Raw genomic sequence first — 17769 nt, 5'->3', positions numbered from 1 at the left:
CGGTCACGGCCGCACGCGGAGGGGCCTGGCCCGCACGAGCGTGCGGACCAGGCCCCTGGCGTCACCGTGCGGATCAGGCCCGCGTCGGCTCCGGTTCGCCGGAGGACTCCCGCGCCTCCGCCGGGGCCGGAACGCCGGCCTTCCCGGCCCGCTTAGCGGCCTTCTTGTCCCGGCGGCGTTCCTTGCGGAGCTCCACCATCGCGTACAGCGTCGGCACCAGGAGGAGCGTCAGCAGCGTCGAGGTGATCAGACCGCCGATGACGACGACGGCCAGCGGCTGCGAGATGAAGCCGCCCTCGCCGGTGACGCCGAGCGCCATCGGGAGCAGGGCGAAGATCGTCGCCAGGGCCGTCATGAGAATGGGACGCAGACGGTGGCGGCCACCCTCGACGACCGCTTCGATGACGCCCATGCCCTGGGCCCGGTACTGGTTGATGAGGTCGATCAGCACGATGGCGTTGGTGACCACGATGCCGATCAGCATCAGCATGCCGATCATCGCCGCGACGCCCATCGGGGTGCCGGTGACGATGAGCAGGCCGATCGCCCCGGTGGCGGCGAACGGGATGGAGACCAGCAGGATCAGCGGCTGGATCAGCGACCGGAAGGTGGCGACCAGCAGCATGAAGACGATCGCGATGGCCGCCAGCATGGCCAGGCTGAGCTTGATCAGCGCGTCCTGCTGGTCCTCGGAGACACCGCCGATGGTGGCGGTGGCGCCGGCCGGGAGCTTGAGGGCGTCGATCTTCTCCGTGAGCTCCTTGCTGACGTCACCGGTGTTGTCGCCGGTGGGCCGGGCGGTGATCGTCGCGGCGCGCTGGCCGTCGATCCGGGTCGTGGAGACCGGTCCGGGGACCAGCTTCACGTCGGCGATGGTGCCCAGCTTCACGCGGCCCAGCGAGAGGTTCTTCAGCTCCTCCATGGTGGTGGCCGGGTGGGCGGACCTGACGACGACATCGCGCTCGGTGTCGCCCATGATCGCCTTGCCCGCGGGGGTGCCCTTCACCGCTGCGGCGACGGCCGCCCCCAGCGTCGCCTGGTTGTAACCGGCGGCGGCGGCCTTGGCGTTGGCCGTGACGGAGATGCGCTTGACGCTCTCGGCCAGGTTGCTCTCGACGTCCGTGGCCTCCTTGAGCTTGGACATCTCGGCCCGTACGGCCTCCGACGCCTTCTTCAGCGTGTCCGCGTCGGGGGCCTTGACCACGACGCTCAGGTTCTGGCTGCCGAAGCCGTCGCCCGCGGAGATGGTGGTGTCACCGATGCCGTCGAGCTCGCCGAGGGCGCTCTCGATGCGGTCCTGGGCGTCCTCGAAGTCGGAGGCGTCCTTCAGCGTGATCTGGTAGCTGGCCTGGTTGGATCCCGTACCACCGCCGAAGGCGGCCATGAAGCCGGAGGAGCCGACGGTGACCTGGTAGTCCTTGACGCCCTTGTCGTCGGTGAGGACCTTTTCGACCTTCCTGGCCGCCTGGTCCGCGGCGTCCAGACTGGTGCCCGGGGCCAGCTCCTGCTTGATGGACAGGACTTCCTGCTCGCCCTGGTCGAAGAAGGTGAACTTCAGCAGCGGCGCCATGCCGAAGGTGCCGATCAGCACGACGACGGCGATGAGCAGGCTGACGACACGGCGGCGAGTGGCGAAGCGCAGCACCGGCACGTAGATCTTCTGGAGGCGGCTGCGCGCCTCCTTCTCCTCGGCCTCGCGGCGCGCCTTCTCCGGGTCCTCGGCGGTGCCCTTGGGAGCGCGCAGGAACCAGTACGACAGGACGGGGACCACGGTCAGCGAGACCAGCAGCGAGGCCAGCAGGGCCGCGGTGACGGTCAGCGAGAACGGCCCGAAGAGCTGCCCGACCATGCCGCCGACGAGGCCGATCGGCAGGAAGACGGCGACGGTGGTGAGGGTGGACGAGGTGACCGCTCCGGCCACCTCCTTGACCGCGGTGATGATCGCCGAGTGGCGCTCCTCGCCGTAGCCGAGGTGGCGCTTGATGTTCTCCAGGACGACGATCGAGTCGTCCACGACCCGGCCGATCGCGATGGTGAGCGCGCCCAGGGTCAGCATGTTGAGCGACAGGTCACGGGTCCAGAGCACGATCAGCGCGAGGACCACGGAGAGCGGGATGGAGACCGCGGTGACCAGGGTGGAGCGCAGCGAGGCCAGGAAGACCAGGATCACGATGACCGCGAAGACCAGGCCGAGTGCGCCCTCGGTGGTCAGGCCGGAGATCGCCTTGGAGACGGCCGGGCCCTGGTCCGAGACGACGGTCAGGTCGGCGCCGGAACCGAGGTCCTTGCGCAGGTCCGGGAGCTTGTCCTTGACGGCGTCCGAGATGGCGACGGCGCTGCCGTCCTTGTCCATCGTCGCCATGACGGCGAGGCTCGGGCGGCCGTTGGTGCGGGTGATGGAGTCCGCGGTGGCGGCCTCCTGCTTCACCGTCGCGATGTCCCCGAGGCGGACCGGCTTGCCGGGCTTGCCGGAGGCCGGGTTCTGACCGGTGACCCGGAGGTCCTCGATCTGCTTCAGCGAGGAGAAGGCGCCGCCGACCTGGACGGTGCGGCTCTTGCCGGACTCCGAGAAGCCTCCGGCGGGGACGGTCGCACCGCCTGCCTGGAGGGCCTGGGCGAGCGAGGCCGAGTCCAGTCCGGCGGCGGCGAGCTTCTTGTCGTCCGGGGTGACGGAGACCTGGAGGTCGCGCACACCGTCGACGGTGACCTGGCCGACGCCGTCGATGTCCTCCAGGGCGGGGACGACGGTGCGATCCAGCTGGTCGGCGAGCGCCTGCTGGTCCTTGTCCGAGGTGACGGCGAGGACGACCGTCGGGATGTCGTCCGTCGAGCCGGCGATGACCTGCGGGTCGACGTCCTGGGGAAGCTGGACGCGGGCCCGGTTGACGGCCTGCTGGATGTCGGCGACGAGCTGCTTGGTGCCCTCGTCACCGAAGTCGAAGGTCGCCATGACGAGGGCGTTGCCCTCGCTGGCGGTCGACGTGATGCCGGTGACGCCGTCGACGGCCTTGATGGAGTTCTCGAGCGGTTCGACGACCTGCTTCTCGACCACATCGGGGGACGCACCCTGGTACGGGGCGAGCACCGACACCATCGGCAGTTCGATGGTGGGCAGCAGCTGCTGCTTGAGCTGCGGGATCGCAATCGCTCCGAAGACGAGCGCGACGATCGAGATCAGACCGATCAGGGCCCTTTGCGCGAGGCTGAATCTGGACAGCCAGGACATGGGTGGGTCTCTTTCTGTGGCTTACGCGGCAGGTGGGCGGGATGCCGGGCCGTGCCCGGGGGACAGATCCCGCCCACCTATACGATCGCCGATCCCCGGGACGAAAGTCCTCGGCCCCAGGGTCGCTTTCTCACGCCCCGCATACCGCAGGTGGAGTACACCCCGGCTGCACCCTCACTCCACCCGTGGGCGCACCAGGCCCGATTCGTACGCGATTACCACCAGTTGTGCCCGGTCCCGGGCGCCCAGCTTCGCCATCGCCCGGTTCACATGGGTCTTGACGGTCAGTGGGCTGACGACCAGGCGTTCCGCGATCTCGTCGTTGGACAGGCCGCCCGCGACCAGGACCAGCACTTCGCGCTCCCGGGTGGTGAGGGCCGTCAGGCGCTCCGCGTACGCGGCCGCCCCCGGCCCCTCGCCGGCCCCGCCGCCGCCCTGCGCGAGGAACGTGGCGATCAGGCCCTTGGTCGCGGCCGGTGAGAGCAGCGCCTCGCCCCCCGCGGCGATCCGGATCGCGTTGAGGAGTTCGTCCGGCTCGGCGCCCTTGCCGAGGAAGCCCGAGGCCCCGGCGCGCAGCGACTGCACCACGTACTCGTCCACCTCGAAGGTGGTGAGCATGACCACGCGGACGTCCGCGAGCTCCGGGTCGGCGCTGATCATGCGGGTGGCGGTGAGTCCGTCCGTGCCGGGCATCCGGATGTCCATCAGCACGACGTCGGGCCGCTCCGCGCGGGCCGCCTCCACGGCCTGCGCCCCGTCCGCCGCCTCGCCCACCACCCGCATGTCGGGCTCCGAGTCGACCAGCACCCGGAACGCGCTGCGCAGCAGCGCCTGGTCGTCGGCGAGCAGGACCTTGATGGCCGGTGTCATGCGTTCTCCCCCGTCCGGCCCACCGCGCCCGGCCGACCGGGCTCCTGCGCGCGGGCCTCGACGGGCAGGATCGCATGGACGCGGAACCCGCCCCCGTAGCGGGGACCGGCCGTGAGGGTGCCGCCCAGGGCGGTGACGCGTTCGCGCATCCCGAGCAGGCCGTGGCCGCCGCCGGGGGCGGAGTCGGCGCCTCCGGCGTTCCCGCGGCCGTTGTCCAGGACCATGACCTCGGCCGTGGCTCCGACCCGTACGACGCTCACCTCGGCCTTGGCGCCCGGGCCCGCGTGCTTGCGGACATTAGTCAGCGCCTCCTGGATCACCCGGTACGCGGCCAGGTCGACGGCCGCCGGCAGCGGCGGCTCGCCCTCGGCGGCGCAGGCCACCTCGACGGGCAGCCCCGCCTGGCGGACGCTCTCCACGAGCTGGTCCAGGACCGCGAGGCCGGGGGCCGGTTCGGTGGGGGCCTCCGGGTCGCCGGACTGGCGGAGCAGGCCGACGGTGGCCCGTAGCTCGTTGAGCGCAGACCGGCTCGCCTCGCGGACATGGGCGAGGGCCTGTTTCGCCTGGTCGGGGCGCTTGTCCATGACGTGGGCGGCGACCCCGGCCTGCACGTTGACCAGGGCGATGTGGTGGGCGACGACGTCGTGCAGGTCGCGGGCGATGCGCAGCCGCTCCTCGGCGACCCGGCGGCGGGCCTCCTCCTCGCGGGTCCGTTCGGCCCGTTCGGCGCGCTCCCGGATCGCGTCGACGAAGGCCCGCCGGGAGCGGACCGCGTCGCCCGCGGCCCCGGCCATCCCGGTCCAGGCGAAGACGCCCAGGTTCTCCTGGCTGTACCAGGGCGGCGACCCGAAGAGCATGGCGGCGGCGGTGAGCGCGGCCATGGTGAGCAGCCCGACCCGCCAGGTGGTGGGCCGGTCGGTGCGCGCCGCGACGGTGTACAGCGCGATGACGGCGCTCATCACGACGGGGGTCGGCGGGTCCGCGGTGACCAGCTCCACGACGGTCAGCGCCCCGGTGGCGGCGAGCACCGCCATCGGTTCGCGGCGCCGCCGGATCAGGACCAGTGCGCTGAGCAGCATCAGCAGCAGGCTGCTCGCGGCGGGTGTGCGGGCGCCGAAGGTGGGCCCGTCGTGCCCGCCGGGGTCCACGAATGACGCGAAGACCATGGCCACGAGCACGCCCAGGGCGAGCGCGCCGTCCAGCGCGAGGGGGTGGCCGCGCAGCCAGTCGCGGATGCGCAGGACCCCGGTTCCGAGGGTGGTCACGTCGGGCTACGTTACGGCGTGCCGCGCGCGGGCCGTTCCGGCCGGAAGCGGCGGGCCCGGGCGCACCTGTGCCCCGCGTCCGTCGGACGGCGCGGGGCACTCGGGTGCGGGTGCTGGAGAGCGGTCGGCGTCAGCCGGGGATCAGACCGTCGTCGCTGAGCATGGCGCGTACCTCTTCGAGGGTGGCGTCCGGCGACGGCAGGATCAGTTCGGACGGCTCCAGGGAGTCGTCCGGCAAGGGTGTGCCGAGTTCGCGCACGCGAGCCAGGAGCGCGTGGAGCGTGGTGCGGAAGCCGGGCCCGTCACCGCGCTCCATCTCGGCCAGCAGGGCGTCGTCGAGCTTGTCGAGCTCGGCGAGATGGCTGTCGGCCAGGACCGCCTGACCCTCCCCCATGATCCGTACGATCATGACGCCGCCTCAGTTCTTGTCGAATTTGTGCGACTGGCTGTTCTGCTGCTGGGCGTCCTGCCGGCCGCCCTCGATCGCCTGCTGGGAGGAGGAGCCGCCGGCCAGCTCGGCCTTCATGCGCTGGAGTTCCAGCTCCACATCCGTACCGCCGGAGATCCGGTCCAGCTCGGCGGCGATGTCGTCCTTCGCCGTGCCGGTCGGGTCGTCCAGGGCGCCGGAGGCCAGCAGCTCGTCGATCGCGCCCGCGCGGGCCTGGAGCTGCTGCGTCTTGTCCTCGGCCCGCTGGATCGCCAGGCCGACGTCGCCCATCTCCTCGGAGATGCCGGAGAACGCCTCCCCGATCCGGGTCTGCGCCTGGGCCGCCGTGTAGGTGGCCTTGATGGTCTCCTTCTTCGTCCGGAAGGCGTCCACCTTGGCCTGAAGCCGCTGGGCCGCGAGGGTGAGCTTCTCCTCCTCGCCCTGCAGCGTGGTGTGCTGCGTCTCCAGGTCGGTGACCTGCTGCTGGAGGGCGGCGCGGCGCGACAGCGCCTCGCGGGCCAGGTCCTCGCGGCCGAGCGCGAGCGCCTTGCGGCCCTGGTCCTCCAGCTTCGAGGACTGGCCCTGCAACTGGTTCAGCTGCAGCTCCAGCCGCTTGCGCGAGGTCGCCACGTCGGCGACTCCGCGGCGCACCTTCTGAAGCAGCTCCAGCTGCTTCTGGTACGAGTAATCAAGGGTCTCGCGCGGATCCTCGGCCCGGTCAAGGGCCTTGTTTGCCTTCGCGCGGAAGATCATCCCCATACGCTTCATGACACCGCTCATGGGCTTCGCGCGCCCCCTTCTGACTCAACTGGGCTCCAGCACTCCAACAGAACCCACAGTACGGGCCCTGCCTCTATTACCGCACTGTTCGGACGTCGATGGGCTCCTCCCCAAGGACGACTGTGCTCCCGGTCCACTCCCGCCCAGGGAGTAGGTGGCGCCCGTATCGCCCGCCCGTACACGGTCGAGGACGCGGGCCGTTGCCGGATCGTTCCCGGGCGGCCTGCGGAGATCCGCGAGCGACCCCGTACCCTTGGGCCTTGTGTTCCGTAGCCGCTCCAAGGAAGAGAAGGCCCCCACCGACAAGGTGACGGCGGACCTCTCCAAGACGCCCCGCGACCCGCAGGCCCCCAAGGGTCGCCCCACCCCCAAGCGCAGCGAGGCCCAGACGCAGCGCCGTCGTGCCTCCAGTGGCGCGCCGCTCGACCGCAAGGAGGCCGCGAAGCGCCAGCGCGAGGCCCGCCGGGTGGACATGGCCAAGCAGCGGGAAGCGCTCGCCAGTGGTGACGAGCGCTATCTGCCCGCGCGCGACAAGGGGCCGGTGCGCCGCTTCGTCCGCGACTTCGTGGACTCGCGCTTCTGCATCGCGGAGTACTTCCTGCCGCTCGCCGTGGTCATCCTGATCCTCAGCGTGATCCAGGTGCAGGGCATCCAGAACATCTCGCTGCTGCTCTGGCTGATCGTGATCGTGCTGATCGTGGTCGACTCGGTCGGGCTCGCGCTCCGTCTGCGCAAGCAGCTGAACACGCGGTTCCCGGACACGCCCAAGCGCGGCGCGGTCGCCTACGGGCTGATGCGCACGCTCCAGATGCGGCGGCTGCGTCTGCCGAAGCCGCAGGTCAAGCGCGGAGAGCGGCCCTGAGCACCGAGCCGTCCGGCCTGGTCGACGGTGCGTCCGCCGACCGGCCGGCCGGTGCCGTCTCCGGCTTCGCCGGGGCCTCGGCGGCCTGGACCAAGGGGCTGGCGGGTCTGCGCAACACCGTGCGCCAGGAGCTGGTCGCCCGGCAGCTGGACGAGCAGATCGCGGCCCGCTTCCCGGTCGGGCAGCGGCTGCGCATCCTGGACGTCGGCATGGGCCAGGGCACCCAGGCGCTGCGGCTCGCCCGGGCCGGGCACACGGTGACCGGTCTGGAGTCCGACCCGGAGATGCTGCGGACCGCCCGCGAGGCGCTGGGCGGGGAGCCGGCCGGCATCCGCGAGCGGGTGCGGCTCATCGAGGGCAACGGCCAGGACACCGGGGTCCACTTCCTGCCCGGCAGCTTCGACGTGGTCCTCTGCCACGGCGTGCTCATGTACGTCCAGGAGCCGGACGCCATGGTGGCGGGCCTGGCCCGGATGCTGGCGCCGGGCGGGCTGCTGTCCCTGCTCGTGCGGAACGCCGACGCGCTTGCGATGCGGCCGGGGATGGCCGGGGACTTCGCCGGGGCCCTGGCGGCGTTCGACTCCGACCGGTACACGAACCGGCTCGGCCTGTCCGTGCGCGCGGACCGGCTGGAGGCGCTGACGGCGACGCTCGCCTCGATCGCGGCGCCGCTGCACGCCTGGTACGGGGTGCGGCTCTTCACGGACAACGTGAGCAACGACGTGGAGCTGCCGCCGGCCGCGGAGCTGGAGCGGGTGCTCGCGGCGGAGGACCGGGCCGGTCGTACGGACCCGTATCGCGGTGTCGCCGCGCTGCTGCATCTGTGCGGCGTACGGGGCTGAGCCGGGGCCGGTGGGCCCGGGGCGTCCGGGTGGGCGTCCTGTCCTCAAGCGCCGGACGGGCTGAAGGATTGCCCTCAATCGCCGGGCGGGCTCGATTTTCGGCCGCCCGGCTCTGTCATGTGCGGCACATCCCCTCCCGATGTGCGGGCGGCCGCCCCGCCGTGCGTGGCACAACCCTCCCGATGTGCGGGCGACCGCCCCGCCATGCGTGGCACATCCCTCCAGGTTTACGGGCGCCGGCGCCCGCGCGTGCGGCACATCCCCTCCTGATGTGCGGGCGTCCGCCCGCCATGTGCGGCACAACCCTCCCGATGTGCGGGCGACCGCCCCGCCGTGCGTGGCACAACCCTCCCGATGTGCGGGCGACCGCCCCGCCATGTGCGGCACATCCCTCCAGGTTTACGGGTGCCTGCGCCCGCGCGTGCGGCACATCCCCTCCTGATGTGCGGGCGTCCGCCCGCCATGCGTGGGATTGATCTCCCGCCCCTCTGGATGCGCTCAACGGGCCACCCTTCGGGGCAAAAGTAATAATCCGGACATGGATGCCATTCACTCACGCCGCCGTGCGCGCCGGCTGTTGCTGCCCCTGTCCGCGGGTGTCTGCGCGATCGCGCTGGTGGGCGGTTGCTCCGGATCGGACACCCCCTCCTCCGCGCCGGCCGCGACGGCGTCCGGCTCGGCTCAGCCGGGTCCGGCCTCCAAGGCCGCCGGTGATCTGCAGAGCGAGTACCAGTCCGTCATCAACGACGTGCTGCCGTCGGTCGTGCAGATCGACGCCTCCGAGAGCCTCGGCTCCGGTGTCGTCTACGACGCCGGGGGCCATATCGTCACCAACGCGCACGTCGTCGGCGACGAGAAGACGTTCAAGGTCACGGTGGCCACCGGCGAGAAGGTGCTGAAGGCGTCACTGGTCGCCGCCTACCCCCAGCAGGACCTGGCCGTCATCAAACTGGACGACGTGCCCGACGGGCTGCGGCCCGCGAAGTTCGGCGACTCGGAGAAGGTCGCGGTCGGGCAGATCGTGCTGGCGATGGGCTCGCCGCTCGGCCTGTCCAGCAGCGTCACCCAGGGCATCGTCTCGGCCCTCGGCCGGACCGTGAGCGAGAGCCGCTCGGGCGGCGGCACCGGAGCGACCATCGCCAACATGGTGCAGACCTCGGCGGCCATCAACCCGGGCAACAGCGGCGGGGCCCTGGTGAATCTGGACAGCCAGGTCATCGGCATCCCGACGCTCGCCGCCTCCGACCCCCAGATGGGCGACAGCGCGGCGCCCGGGATCGGCTTCGCCATCCCGGCGTCGATGGTGCGGACGGTCGCGGACCAGATCATCAAGAACGGCAAGGTCACCGACTCGGGCCGGGCTGCGCTCGACATCACCGGCCGCACGGTCGTCAACGACGACTACCGGCCGGCGGGGGTCGCGATCGTCAGCGCGCAGAAGGGCGGCGCGGCCGACGAGGCGGGGCTGCGGGCCGGCGACATCATCGTGAAGGTGGACGACACGAAGGTCACCACGATCACCTCGCTCTCCGAGGCTCTGGCCGGCCACAAACCGGGCCAGAAGGCGGAGGTGACGTACACGCGCGGAAGCTCGCAGAAGACGGCCGAGGTCACGCTCGGCGAGATCTGAGCCTGCGGAGGCCGCTGCCGCCGGGAAGTCCGCGAGGACCCGCCCGGCGGCAGCCGTGTGCCGTCAGCCGGTCGCGTCCGCCTGGAGGCTCATCGGGCCGTAGATCTTCGTCCCGTCGTCGAAGAGCGTGACCTGGTCCGCCCCGCCGTCCAGGAGTTCCTTCCAGTACTCACCGATCCAGGACTCCGCGTCGCCCTGGGTCGTGAACTCCTCCGGCCGCAGGGCCGGCTCCGTCTCCGTACCGTCGGACTTCTCGAACCGCCACGTCCACGCCATGTCCGCCTCCTGGGTATGTCGTTCCGCTCGGCAGCCTAGTGCTTCCCACCAGCAAGGGAAGGGGCCCTGGGGCCTGTCCGGCGGATCTTCGCCCCCACGTCGCGCAACCCGCGCGGCGACGCGGGAGGATCGGAACGTGGAACTGACTCTGCTCGGCACCGGAGCCCCCGACGGGCTGCCGCGGCCCGACTGCCCCTGCGCCGCCTGCGCCCTCGCCCGCGGAGCCGGCAGCCGGGCCGCGACCGCCCTCCTGGTGGACGACGCGCTGCTGCTCGACCTCACACCGGGGGCGGTGTTCGCCGCCGCCCGCGCCGGCCACTCGCTCACCGGCGTACGCCAGGTCCTCCTCACCCACCCGCACGACGGACCGGCCGTCGAGCTGCCCGCCGGGCTGCCTCCGGCGGGCCGGGTGCCGGACGGCAGGGTGCTGACCCTGATCAGCGGGCACCGGGTGCGGGCCGTGCCGATGGACGCGCCCGGTACGGGATACGAGGTCACCTCGCCGGAGGGCGCCCGGCTGCTGTACCTCCCGCCGGGTGGCGCGCCGGCCGGGCTGACGGCCCCCGTGGCGCAGCCGTACGACCTGGTCGCCGGGGACGTCGTCGGGCGTCCCGACGCGGTGGCGCGGCTGCGGGCCGTCGAGGCGATCGGGCCCGCCACCGAGCTGATCGCCGTCCACCTGGACCACGACGCGCCGCCCGCCCCCGAGCTGGAGCGCCGGCTGGCCGCGGCCGGGGCGCGGGCCGTGCCGGACGGTACGACGCTGGCGGTCGGGGGCTTCCGCGCCCCGGCGGTGGTCCCCCGGCGCACCCTGGTCACCGGCGGCGCCCGGTCCGGGAAGTCCGTCGAGGCGGAACGGCGCCTGGAGACGTACCCGGAGGTCGTGTACGTGGCGACGGGCGGCACCCGGGACGGGGACGCGGACTGGGCGGCCCGGGTGGGGCTGCACCGGGAGCGCCGGCCGGCCGCCTGGCGCACCGAGGAGACCTGTGAGCCGGCGGAGCTGCTGTCCTCGGACGGGCCGCCGCTGCTCATCGACTGCCTGTCGCTGTGGCTGACGGACGCGATGGACCGGGTGGACGCCTGGGACGACGCGGCGTGGGCGGCGGGCGGCGAGCGCGCGCTGCGGGCCAGGACGGCGGAGCTGGTCGCGGCGGTGCGCGGGACGCGGCGCACGGTGGTCCTGGTGACCAACGAGACCGGCTCCGGGGTGGTGCCGGCGACGGCGGCCGGGCGGCGCTTCCGGGACGAGCTGGGCCGGCTGAACGCGGCGGTGGCCGAGGAGTGCGAGCAGGTGCTGCTGGTGGTGGCGGGCCAGGTGCTGCCGCTGCGCGGCTGAGGGGCGGGGAGCCCCGGGCGCGGGGCCGTACCGGGCGGGCCCGGAAAACGTGGCGGGTACTGTTCCGCAGGGAGCCCGCCGCCGGGCTCCCCCGGACCACTCCCCGTATCGACCCGCGAGGCAGATCCCCGTGAATCTGGACGACTTCTCCGACCTGATCGAACGCCCCGACGGGGGCGTACGGCGCGACGCCGAGGAACGCCGGGAGCGGCTCGTCGTGCCCCCGGGCGCCCTGGGCCGGCTGGACGAGCTGGCCGAGTGGCTGTCGACCGCGCAGCAGGCGTCGCCGGTGCGGACGGTCGGGCAGCCGCGTGTGGTGCTGTTCGCGGGCGACCACGGCGTCGCCGGGCTCGATGTGTCCGGCCGCGCGGCCTCCACCGCGCACGAGCTGGTGCGTGCCACGCTGGACGGCTCGACCCCGCTGGCGGTCCTGGCCCGCCGGTTCTCCGTACCGGTGCGGATCGTGGACGCCGGTCTCGACTGCGACCCGGAGCTGCTGCCGGAAGCGGTGGTCCGGACCCGGGTGCGGCGCGGCAGCGGCCGTATCGACGTCGAGGACGCGCTGACGGCCGAGGAGGCCGAGGCGGCCGTGCGGCTCGGGATCGCGGTGGCCGACGAGGAGGCCGACTCGGGCACCGACCTGGTGGTGCTCGGCGACCTGAGCGTGGGCGGCACGACGGCGGCGGCCACGCTGATCGCGGCGCTCTGCGGCACGGACGCCTCGGTGGTGACCGGGCGCGGCGGTGCCGGGATCGACGACCTGGCGTGGATGCGCAAGTGCGCGGCGATCCGCGACGCGCTGCGCCGGGCCCGGCCGGTCCTGGGCGACCAGTTGGAGCTGCTGGCCACCGTGGGCGGCGCGGATCTGGCGGCGATGACCGGCTTCCTGCTCCAGTGCGCGGTGCGGCGGCTGCCCGTGGTCCTGGACGGGGTGGTCGGCGCGGCGGCGGCGCTGGTCGGTCAGCGGGCGGCGTTCCGGGCGCCCGACTGGTGGCTGGCGGGCCAGCTGAGCGGTGAGCCGGCGCAGGCGAAGGCCCTCGACCGGATGGCGCTCAACCCGCTGCTCGACCACGGCGTCGTGGTGGGCGAGGGATGCGGAGCGCTGCTCGCCCTTCCCTTCGTCCAGGCCGCCGCCGCGCTGGCCGCCGAGCTGCCCGAGCGGGAGCCGGAGGCGGCGGAGGACGGCGCGGAGGACGGCGCGGACGATGAGAAGGACGACGTGACGGACTGACGCCGGCCCCGGCCGCGGGGCGCCCTCCCGTGCGGTGCGGCGCCCCCTATGATCCCGGGGTGACCTTCGGTCAGGACCTGTGCCGGGCGGCCCGCCGGGAGTGGGGCCCGCTGTGGTCGGCCGTACGGGCGCCGCTCGCCGCCCGAGGGCCGCGAGCCGTGCCCCTGACCCTGGCGTCGGTGGCGCTGACGGCATTGCTCCAGGTGGTGCAGAACCGGCCCTGGGGCTACGGCCCGGTGCAGACGCTGGGCGCGGTCCGGGCGGACGATCCGGTCTGGGCGGCCCTGCTGCGTACCCCGTTGTCGCTGTTCGTACCCGCGCTGGACCTGCCGGTGTGGGGCGCGCTGGCGCAGATGCTGGTGGTGTTCGGGGCCGCGGAGGTCTGCCTCGGCCGGTGGCGGACCCTGCTGATCGCGTACGCGGCGACCCTGGCCGGGACGCTGTACGCACGGATCGGTGTCGCGGCCGGGCCCGACGCCTTCCTCGGGCTGCCCGGGTCCGACGCGCGGGTCGTGGACACGGGCCCGTCGGCGGCGGTCGTCGCGCTGGCGGTCTGCGTCTGCGTCGCGTACCGGGCGAGGATCACCGGGGCGGTGGTGATCGCGGCGATGGCGGCCGAGACCGCGGTCAAGGACAACCTGGCGGGCCGGGAACACCTGGCGGCCGTCGCGGCGGCGCTCGCCCTGTGCGCGGTCCCGGTGCTGAGGGGCGGTCAGGGCTTGGAGGGCGGGAGCGGGGCCCGGTCCGGCGCCCCGCCGATCAGGTCCTGAAATCTGCGGCGCGGGCCGACCCATCGCACGTCGTGGTGGTAGGCCCGCAGCACCGCGCGGGAGCGGGCCCGGTGCCGGTTGCGGTAGAACCGCCTGGCCCACAACGAGGCCGGCCGGGCCAGCCGGATCGCGCCGACCAGGGCCACGAACGGGACGAGCGTGCCGACCACCGCCATCCGGGTCTTGCCCTTGAAAAGGGCGATCAGCACGAAGCAGAAGTTGATGACGACGGTGAGCACGGCCCCCAGGCGGCCCTGCTCCTGATCGTCGCTCAGGTCGTTGACGCCGAGCGGTGAGAAACCGCCGAGCACCAGCAGTACGAGGGCCGCGGTGAGCACCACGACCTCCACGCTCCGGCGCCCCTCCTCGGTCCAGTACACGTCGTCCAGGTAGAGGATCAGGGCGAACTCGTCCAGCACCAGCCCCGCGCCGACGCCGAAGACGACCGCGAAGATCCCGGCAGTGACCCCGTGCCGTCCGCCGGCCACCGCGCCGAAGCCGCCGACGACGGTCAGCACCACGCCGGGCACCACGTGGTGGATGTGGACGCCGCCGGGCGTGATGTTGCGGAAAGGCCCCTTCCCCGCCCGGATCATCCGGGTCACGACCCGGGTGATCGCGAAGGTCAGCACGAAGGCGGCCAGGGCGAGGAGCAGGGGGAGTTTCCCCGGCTCGACGAAGTTGCGATCGAACCAGTGACCCATGCCACCCACTCCTGATCGTCCGCTTGTGCCCCGTTATGCGGCATTCGGTCAATCTAGCGGCCGTCCCCACCGATTAGCCTGCGCGCCGTGACCTCCCTGAACAGCCACGGCCTGCGTTTCGCCTTCGGCACCCTGACCGTGCTCCCCGTCCGCGTCACCCGCTGGGACCGCGAGACCGCCCGGGCCGGGATGCTGTGCGCCCCGGTGGCCGGGCTTGCCGTCGGCGTCCTCGCGGCGGTCCCGGGCGGACTGCTGCTGTGGGGCGGGGCGGGTCCGCTGCTCGCCGCGGTCGCCTCGGCCGCCGTGCCCGCCGCGCTCACCCGGGGCCTCCACCTGGACGGTCTCGCGGACACCGCCGACGGCCTGGGCAGCGGCAAGCCCGCCGACGACGCGCTGCGGATCATGAAGCAGTCGGACATCGGCCCGTTCGGCGTGATCACCCTGCTCTTCGTGCTGCTGGCCCAGGTGGCGGCCCTTCAGCGGCTGTACGCGGAGGGCTGGGCGCAGGGCGCGGTGGCGGCCGTCGCCTCCGCCGCCGTCGCCCGGCTCGCGCTCACCCTGGCCTCCCGGCGCGGCGTCCCGGCGGCCCGCCCGGAGGGCCTGGGCGCGGCCGTCGCCGGTACGGTTCCGGCGGCCGGCGCCTGGGCGGTGGGGCTCGTGGTGGTGGCCGGATGCGCGGGGTCGGGGGCGCTGCTGGGCGGGTACGGGGCGCTGCGGTACGCGCTGGCCGCCGTGGCCGCGCCGGTGGCGGCCGGGCTGCTGCTCCGGCACTGCGTGCGGCGGTTCGGCGGGGTGACCGGGGACGTGTTCGGGGCGCTGGCGGAGACGGCGGCGACGGTGGCGCTGGTGTGCCTGGCGCTGGGCTGAGGCGGCCCGTCAGCCCTCGGCGCAGGTTTCGCGCCCGGCGCCGAGCTCGTACTCCTTGCGCAGCGAGCTGAGCCCCAGCTCCCGGGACCGCGCGCAGAACTCGGCCGCCGGCAGCTCGTACTCCACGTGGAAGACGGCCTTGCCCGCCTTCACGAACGGGGTCAGCTCCTCGCACTCCCCGTACTGCGCGCACTGCTCGTTGACGGCGAAGTCGAAGTCCCCGACCAGCTCCGGGATCTGCGGCAGGTCGTTCTTGAGGCCGACGGACATGCCGTGGCGGTGGACCAGGCGGGCGACCAGGCGGTTGTAGCGCAGCTGGTCGGCGGCGGTGAGCGGGAAGCCGCTCTTGTTGCGGTAGCCGTCCATGTTGTCCGGTTCGACCGCGTCGAACCCCTTCTTCGCGCACATCGCGATCCGGGTCTCCATCAGCGGTTCCAGGACCTCGGTGCGCCGGATGTCGAGCCAGCGCTCGCCCTTCCAGCCGTTGCCCTTCCCGAGGACTGCGGTGGGGAAACGGGCCGCGTCCGGGCGGAAGTCCTCCCAGGCGCCGGTGGACAGGTAGCAGATGACCTTGCGGCCCTTCCGGTGCAGTGCGGCGACCTCGGCCGCCGTCCGGTCGAAGCCGTCGATGTCGTACACCGGGGCGTCCACCGAGGTGTCGAGCTTTCCGGACAGCTGCCACTGCCAGTCCGTGCCCGGCGCCGGCCGCCAGCGCGCCGGCGAGGGCCTCGCGGAGCCGTCCGCCTTCCCCGACGGGGCCTTCTCACCCCCCGGGGAGCAGCCCGCCAGCATCGTGATCAGCGCCAGTGCGGTGACGGCGAGGGCGCCGCGCGCCCCGCTCACCCGTGCGGCCGTGCGGTCGCGCATCGTTCTCCCAGGTCCACCGGGACGATCTTCCCGGGACCACCACCGTACGCGGCCGCACCCCGGCGGACACCGTCTACGGCCCGCCGCCGTGAGCAGGCAGCAAAGGCGCGCGTAGGCTCATTCCCGGCACATTGCGGCCGCGTCTACGATGCGCCGGGCACGGTCGGCCCACCCACTCGACCGAGAAGAACTCAACGGAAGCGAGATTTCACCACCGTGACTGCTCTCACTCTCAGCACTGCCGGTGCGGCGACGCTGCGCGCCGACGCCCTCGTCGTGGGCGTCGCCAAGGGCGCTGGATCCAAGCCTGGGGACCTGGTCCTCGCACCGGGCGCCGAGGCCGTGGACAAGGCGTTCGGCGGGAAGCTCGCCGCCGTCCTGGCGACCCTGGGCGCCTCGGGTGCCGAGGGCGAGCTGACGAAGGTCCCCGCCCCGGAAGGTCTGAAGGCCCCCGTCGTCATCGCGGCCGGTCTCGGCAAGGCCCCCGAGAAGGACGGCGCGTACGACGCCGAGACGCTGCGCCGGGCCGCCGGTGCCGCCGCCCGCTCGCTGGCCGGTTCGAAGAAGGCCGGCTTCGCGCTGCCCATCGGCTCCGTCGAGGACGCCGAGGCCATCGCGGAGGGCGCGCTGCTCGGCGCGTACGCCTTCACCGCCTACCAGGCCGGTGAGAACAAGCTGGCCCCCAAGGACGCGAAGCCCGCCGGCGCGAAGCAGGCGCTGGCCGAGGTCGCCGTGCTCGGTGCCAAGCCGCGTGACAAGGCGTTCAAGGCCGCCGCCGAGCGCGCGATCGCCCTCGCCGAGGAGATCAACCGCGCCCGCGACCTGGTCAACACCCCGCCCAACGACCTGTACCCCGAGTCCTTCGCCGCCGTGGCCACCGCCGCCGGCAAGGAGCACGGCATCAAGGTGCAGGTGCTGGACGAGAAGGCGCTCGTCAAGGGCGGCTACGGCGGCATCCTGGGCGTCGGCCAGGGCGCGGAGCGCGGCCCGCGCCTGGTGAAGCTCGCCTACACGCACCCGAAGGCGGAGAAGACCCTGGCCCTCGTCGGCAAGGGCATCACCTACGACTCGGGCGGCATCTCGCTGAAGCCGGCCGGTCACAACGAGACGATGAAGTGCGACATGGCCGGCGCCGCCGCCGTGTTCGCGACCGTCGTCTCGGCCGCCCGTCTGGGCCTGCGCGTCAACGTCACCGCCTGGCTGGCGCTCGCCGAGAACATGCCGTCGGGCAGCGCCACCCGCCCGGGTGACGTGCTGCGCATGTACAGCGGCAAGACCGTCGAGGTCCTGAACACCGACGCCGAGGGCCGGCTCGTCATGGCCGACGCGCTGACCCGCGCGTCGGAGGAGAACCCGGACGCGATCGTCGACGTGGCGACCCTGACCGGCGCGATGGTGCTGGCCCTGGGCAACCGCACCTTCGGCATCATGTCCAACGACGACGCCTTCCGTACCTCGATCCACGAGATCGCGGAGGAGGTCGGCGAGGCGTCCTGGCCGATGCCGCTCCCGGGGGACCTGCGCAAGGGCATGGACTCCTCGACCGCCGACATCGCCAACATGGGCGAGCGGATGGGCGGCGGCCTGGTGGCCGGCCTGTTCCTGAAGGAGTTCGTGGGAGAGGGCATCGCCTGGGCCCACCTGGACATCGCGGGCCCCGCCTTCCACGAGGGCGCCCCTTACGGTTACACACCCAAGGGCGGCACCGGCTCCGCGGTCCGCACGCTGGTGAAGCTGGCGGAGCGCACCGCCGCCGGCGACCTCGGCTGACCGGCCGGAAACGGCCTCGTCCACGGCCCCGGGCATACGTCCG

The 17769-nt window shown here is 73.1% G+C and carries 16 protein-coding genes; 8 read left to right on the top strand and 8 right to left on the bottom strand.

Annotation, left to right across the window (positions count from 1 at the left end; all coding sequences use genetic code 11):
• Positions 1 to 73: 73 nt before the first annotated feature.
• From ACN6LM_RS15090 to ACN6LM_RS15070, 5 genes are all read right to left on the bottom strand, one after another.
• Entirely contained in the window at positions 74 to 3226 is a 3153-nt protein-coding gene (locus ACN6LM_RS15090; protein WP_445065863.1) for an efflux RND transporter permease subunit, read from the bottom strand.
• Between the two features lie 174 nt (positions 3227 to 3400).
• Positions 3401 to 4096, bottom strand: coding sequence for a response regulator (locus ACN6LM_RS15085; protein WP_445065862.1), 696 nt, complete (start codon positions 4094 to 4096; stop codon positions 3401 to 3403).
• On the bottom strand, positions 4093 to 5361 hold the full coding sequence (locus ACN6LM_RS15080; protein ID WP_445065861.1) for a sensor histidine kinase: 1269 nt from the start codon (positions 5359 to 5361) through the stop codon (positions 4093 to 4095). The genes ACN6LM_RS15085 and ACN6LM_RS15080 overlap by 4 nt, the downstream gene beginning before the upstream one ends.
• 130 nt (positions 5362 to 5491) lie before the next feature.
• Positions 5492 to 5770, bottom strand: a complete 279-nt coding sequence (pspAA, locus tag ACN6LM_RS15075) for a PspA-associated protein PspAA (RefSeq protein WP_425814836.1) — start codon at positions 5768 to 5770, stop codon at positions 5492 to 5494.
• 9 nt (positions 5771 to 5779) lie between these two features.
• Positions 5780 to 6556 carry a PspA/IM30 family protein gene (locus tag ACN6LM_RS15070; RefSeq protein ID WP_365685271.1) on the bottom strand — a complete coding sequence of 259 codons (777 nt, stop codon included), beginning with the start codon at positions 6554 to 6556 and terminating at the stop codon, positions 5780 to 5782.
• A 274-nt stretch (positions 6557 to 6830) separates the two neighbouring features.
• Here ACN6LM_RS15070 and ACN6LM_RS15065 point away from each other — a divergent pair, with 274 nt between their 5' ends.
• The 3 genes from ACN6LM_RS15065 to ACN6LM_RS15055 all read left to right on the top strand — a co-directional run bounded on the left by ACN6LM_RS15065 (position 6831) and on the right by ACN6LM_RS15055 (position 9902).
• Complete coding sequence (locus ACN6LM_RS15065; protein ID WP_445065860.1) at positions 6831 to 7430, top strand: DUF3043 domain-containing protein; 600 nt, start codon at positions 6831 to 6833, stop codon at positions 7428 to 7430.
• Positions 7431 to 7537: 107 nt separating this feature from the next.
• On the top strand, positions 7538 to 8272 hold the full coding sequence (locus ACN6LM_RS15060; RefSeq protein WP_425815046.1) for a class I SAM-dependent methyltransferase: 735 nt from the start codon (positions 7538 to 7540) through the stop codon (positions 8270 to 8272).
• Between the two features lie 538 nt (positions 8273 to 8810).
• Positions 8811 to 9902 (top strand): S1C family serine protease, encoded by a 1092-nt coding sequence (locus ACN6LM_RS15055; RefSeq protein ID WP_445065859.1) that lies wholly within the window; start codon positions 8811 to 8813, stop codon positions 9900 to 9902.
• Positions 9903 to 9965: 63 nt separating this feature from the next.
• Here the strand turns inward: ACN6LM_RS15055 and ACN6LM_RS15050 are convergent, their stop codons facing one another.
• Positions 9966 to 10178, bottom strand: coding sequence for a hypothetical protein (locus ACN6LM_RS15050; RefSeq protein WP_445065858.1), 213 nt, complete (start codon positions 10176 to 10178; stop codon positions 9966 to 9968).
• Positions 10179 to 10314: 136 nt separating this feature from the next.
• Between ACN6LM_RS15050 and ACN6LM_RS15045 the strand changes: the two genes are divergently transcribed.
• The 3 genes from ACN6LM_RS15045 to ACN6LM_RS15035 all read left to right on the top strand — a co-directional run bounded on the left by ACN6LM_RS15045 (position 10315) and on the right by ACN6LM_RS15035 (position 13518).
• Positions 10315 to 11517 carry a bifunctional adenosylcobinamide kinase/adenosylcobinamide-phosphate guanylyltransferase gene (locus ACN6LM_RS15045; RefSeq protein ID WP_445065857.1) on the top strand — a complete coding sequence of 401 codons (1203 nt, stop codon included), beginning with the start codon at positions 10315 to 10317 and terminating at the stop codon, positions 11515 to 11517.
• Between the two features lie 130 nt (positions 11518 to 11647).
• Entirely contained in the window at positions 11648 to 12748 is a 1101-nt protein-coding gene (gene cobT, locus ACN6LM_RS15040; RefSeq protein ID WP_445065856.1) for a nicotinate-nucleotide--dimethylbenzimidazole phosphoribosyltransferase, read from the top strand.
• A 59-nt stretch (positions 12749 to 12807) separates the two neighbouring features.
• Entirely contained in the window at positions 12808 to 13518 is a 711-nt protein-coding gene (locus tag ACN6LM_RS15035; protein WP_445065855.1) for a hypothetical protein, read from the top strand.
• Here the strand turns inward: ACN6LM_RS15035 and ACN6LM_RS15030 are convergent.
• Positions 13461 to 14222, bottom strand: coding sequence for a hypothetical protein (locus ACN6LM_RS15030; RefSeq protein WP_445065854.1), 762 nt, complete (start codon positions 14220 to 14222; stop codon positions 13461 to 13463). The genes ACN6LM_RS15035 and ACN6LM_RS15030 overlap by 58 nt on opposite strands.
• 87 nt (positions 14223 to 14309) lie before the next feature.
• Here ACN6LM_RS15030 and ACN6LM_RS15025 point away from each other — a divergent pair, with 87 nt between their 5' ends.
• Positions 14310 to 15089 carry an adenosylcobinamide-GDP ribazoletransferase gene (locus ACN6LM_RS15025; protein WP_445065853.1) on the top strand — a complete coding sequence of 260 codons (780 nt, stop codon included), beginning with the start codon at positions 14310 to 14312 and terminating at the stop codon, positions 15087 to 15089.
• 9 nt (positions 15090 to 15098) lie between these two features.
• On the opposite strand, the gene ACN6LM_RS15020 is transcribed toward ACN6LM_RS15025, so the two are convergent.
• The gene (locus ACN6LM_RS15020) at positions 15099 to 15956 is read right to left on the bottom strand and encodes an endo alpha-1,4 polygalactosaminidase (RefSeq protein WP_445065852.1); all 858 of its coding nucleotides are present in this window, start codon (positions 15954 to 15956) and stop codon (positions 15099 to 15101) included.
• A 216-nt stretch (positions 15957 to 16172) separates the two neighbouring features.
• On the opposite strand from ACN6LM_RS15020, the gene ACN6LM_RS15015 reads away from it, so the two are divergent.
• Positions 16173 to 17726, top strand: coding sequence for a leucyl aminopeptidase (locus ACN6LM_RS15015; protein ID WP_445065851.1), 1554 nt, complete (start codon positions 16173 to 16175; stop codon positions 17724 to 17726).
• Positions 17727 to 17769: the final 43 nt, after the last annotated feature.

The organism is Streptomyces sp. SAS_281, assembly GCF_052542855.1.
The sequence above is the reverse complement of the archived record's forward strand: the minus strand, read 5'-3'. Positions and strand labels throughout refer to the sequence as shown.

Bases quoted from the DNA above. Each gene is read 5' to 3' on its own strand.
- ACN6LM_RS15090 (WP_445065863.1), bottom strand. From the start codon at position 3,226: ATGTCCTGGCTGTCCAGATTCAGCCTCGCGCAAAGGGCCCTGATCGGT.
- ACN6LM_RS15085 (WP_445065862.1), bottom strand. From the start codon at position 4,096: ATGACACCGGCCATCAAGGTCCTGCTCGCCGACGACCAGGCGCTGCTG.
- pspAA (WP_425814836.1), bottom strand. From the start codon at position 5,770: ATGATCGTACGGATCATGGGGGAGGGTCAGGCGGTCCTGGCCGACAGC.
- ACN6LM_RS15070 (WP_365685271.1), bottom strand. From the start codon at position 6,556: ATGAAGCGTATGGGGATGATCTTCCGCGCGAAGGCAAACAAGGCCCTT.
- ACN6LM_RS15055 (WP_445065859.1), top strand. From the start codon at position 8,811: ATGGATGCCATTCACTCACGCCGCCGTGCGCGCCGGCTGTTGCTGCCC.
- ACN6LM_RS15050 (WP_445065858.1), bottom strand. From the start codon at position 10,178: ATGGCGTGGACGTGGCGGTTCGAGAAGTCCGACGGTACGGAGACGGAG.
- ACN6LM_RS15030 (WP_445065854.1), bottom strand. From the start codon at position 14,222: ATGGGTCACTGGTTCGATCGCAACTTCGTCGAGCCGGGGAAACTCCCC.
- ACN6LM_RS15020 (WP_445065852.1), bottom strand. From the start codon at position 15,956: ATGCGCGACCGCACGGCCGCACGGGTGAGCGGGGCGCGCGGCGCCCTC.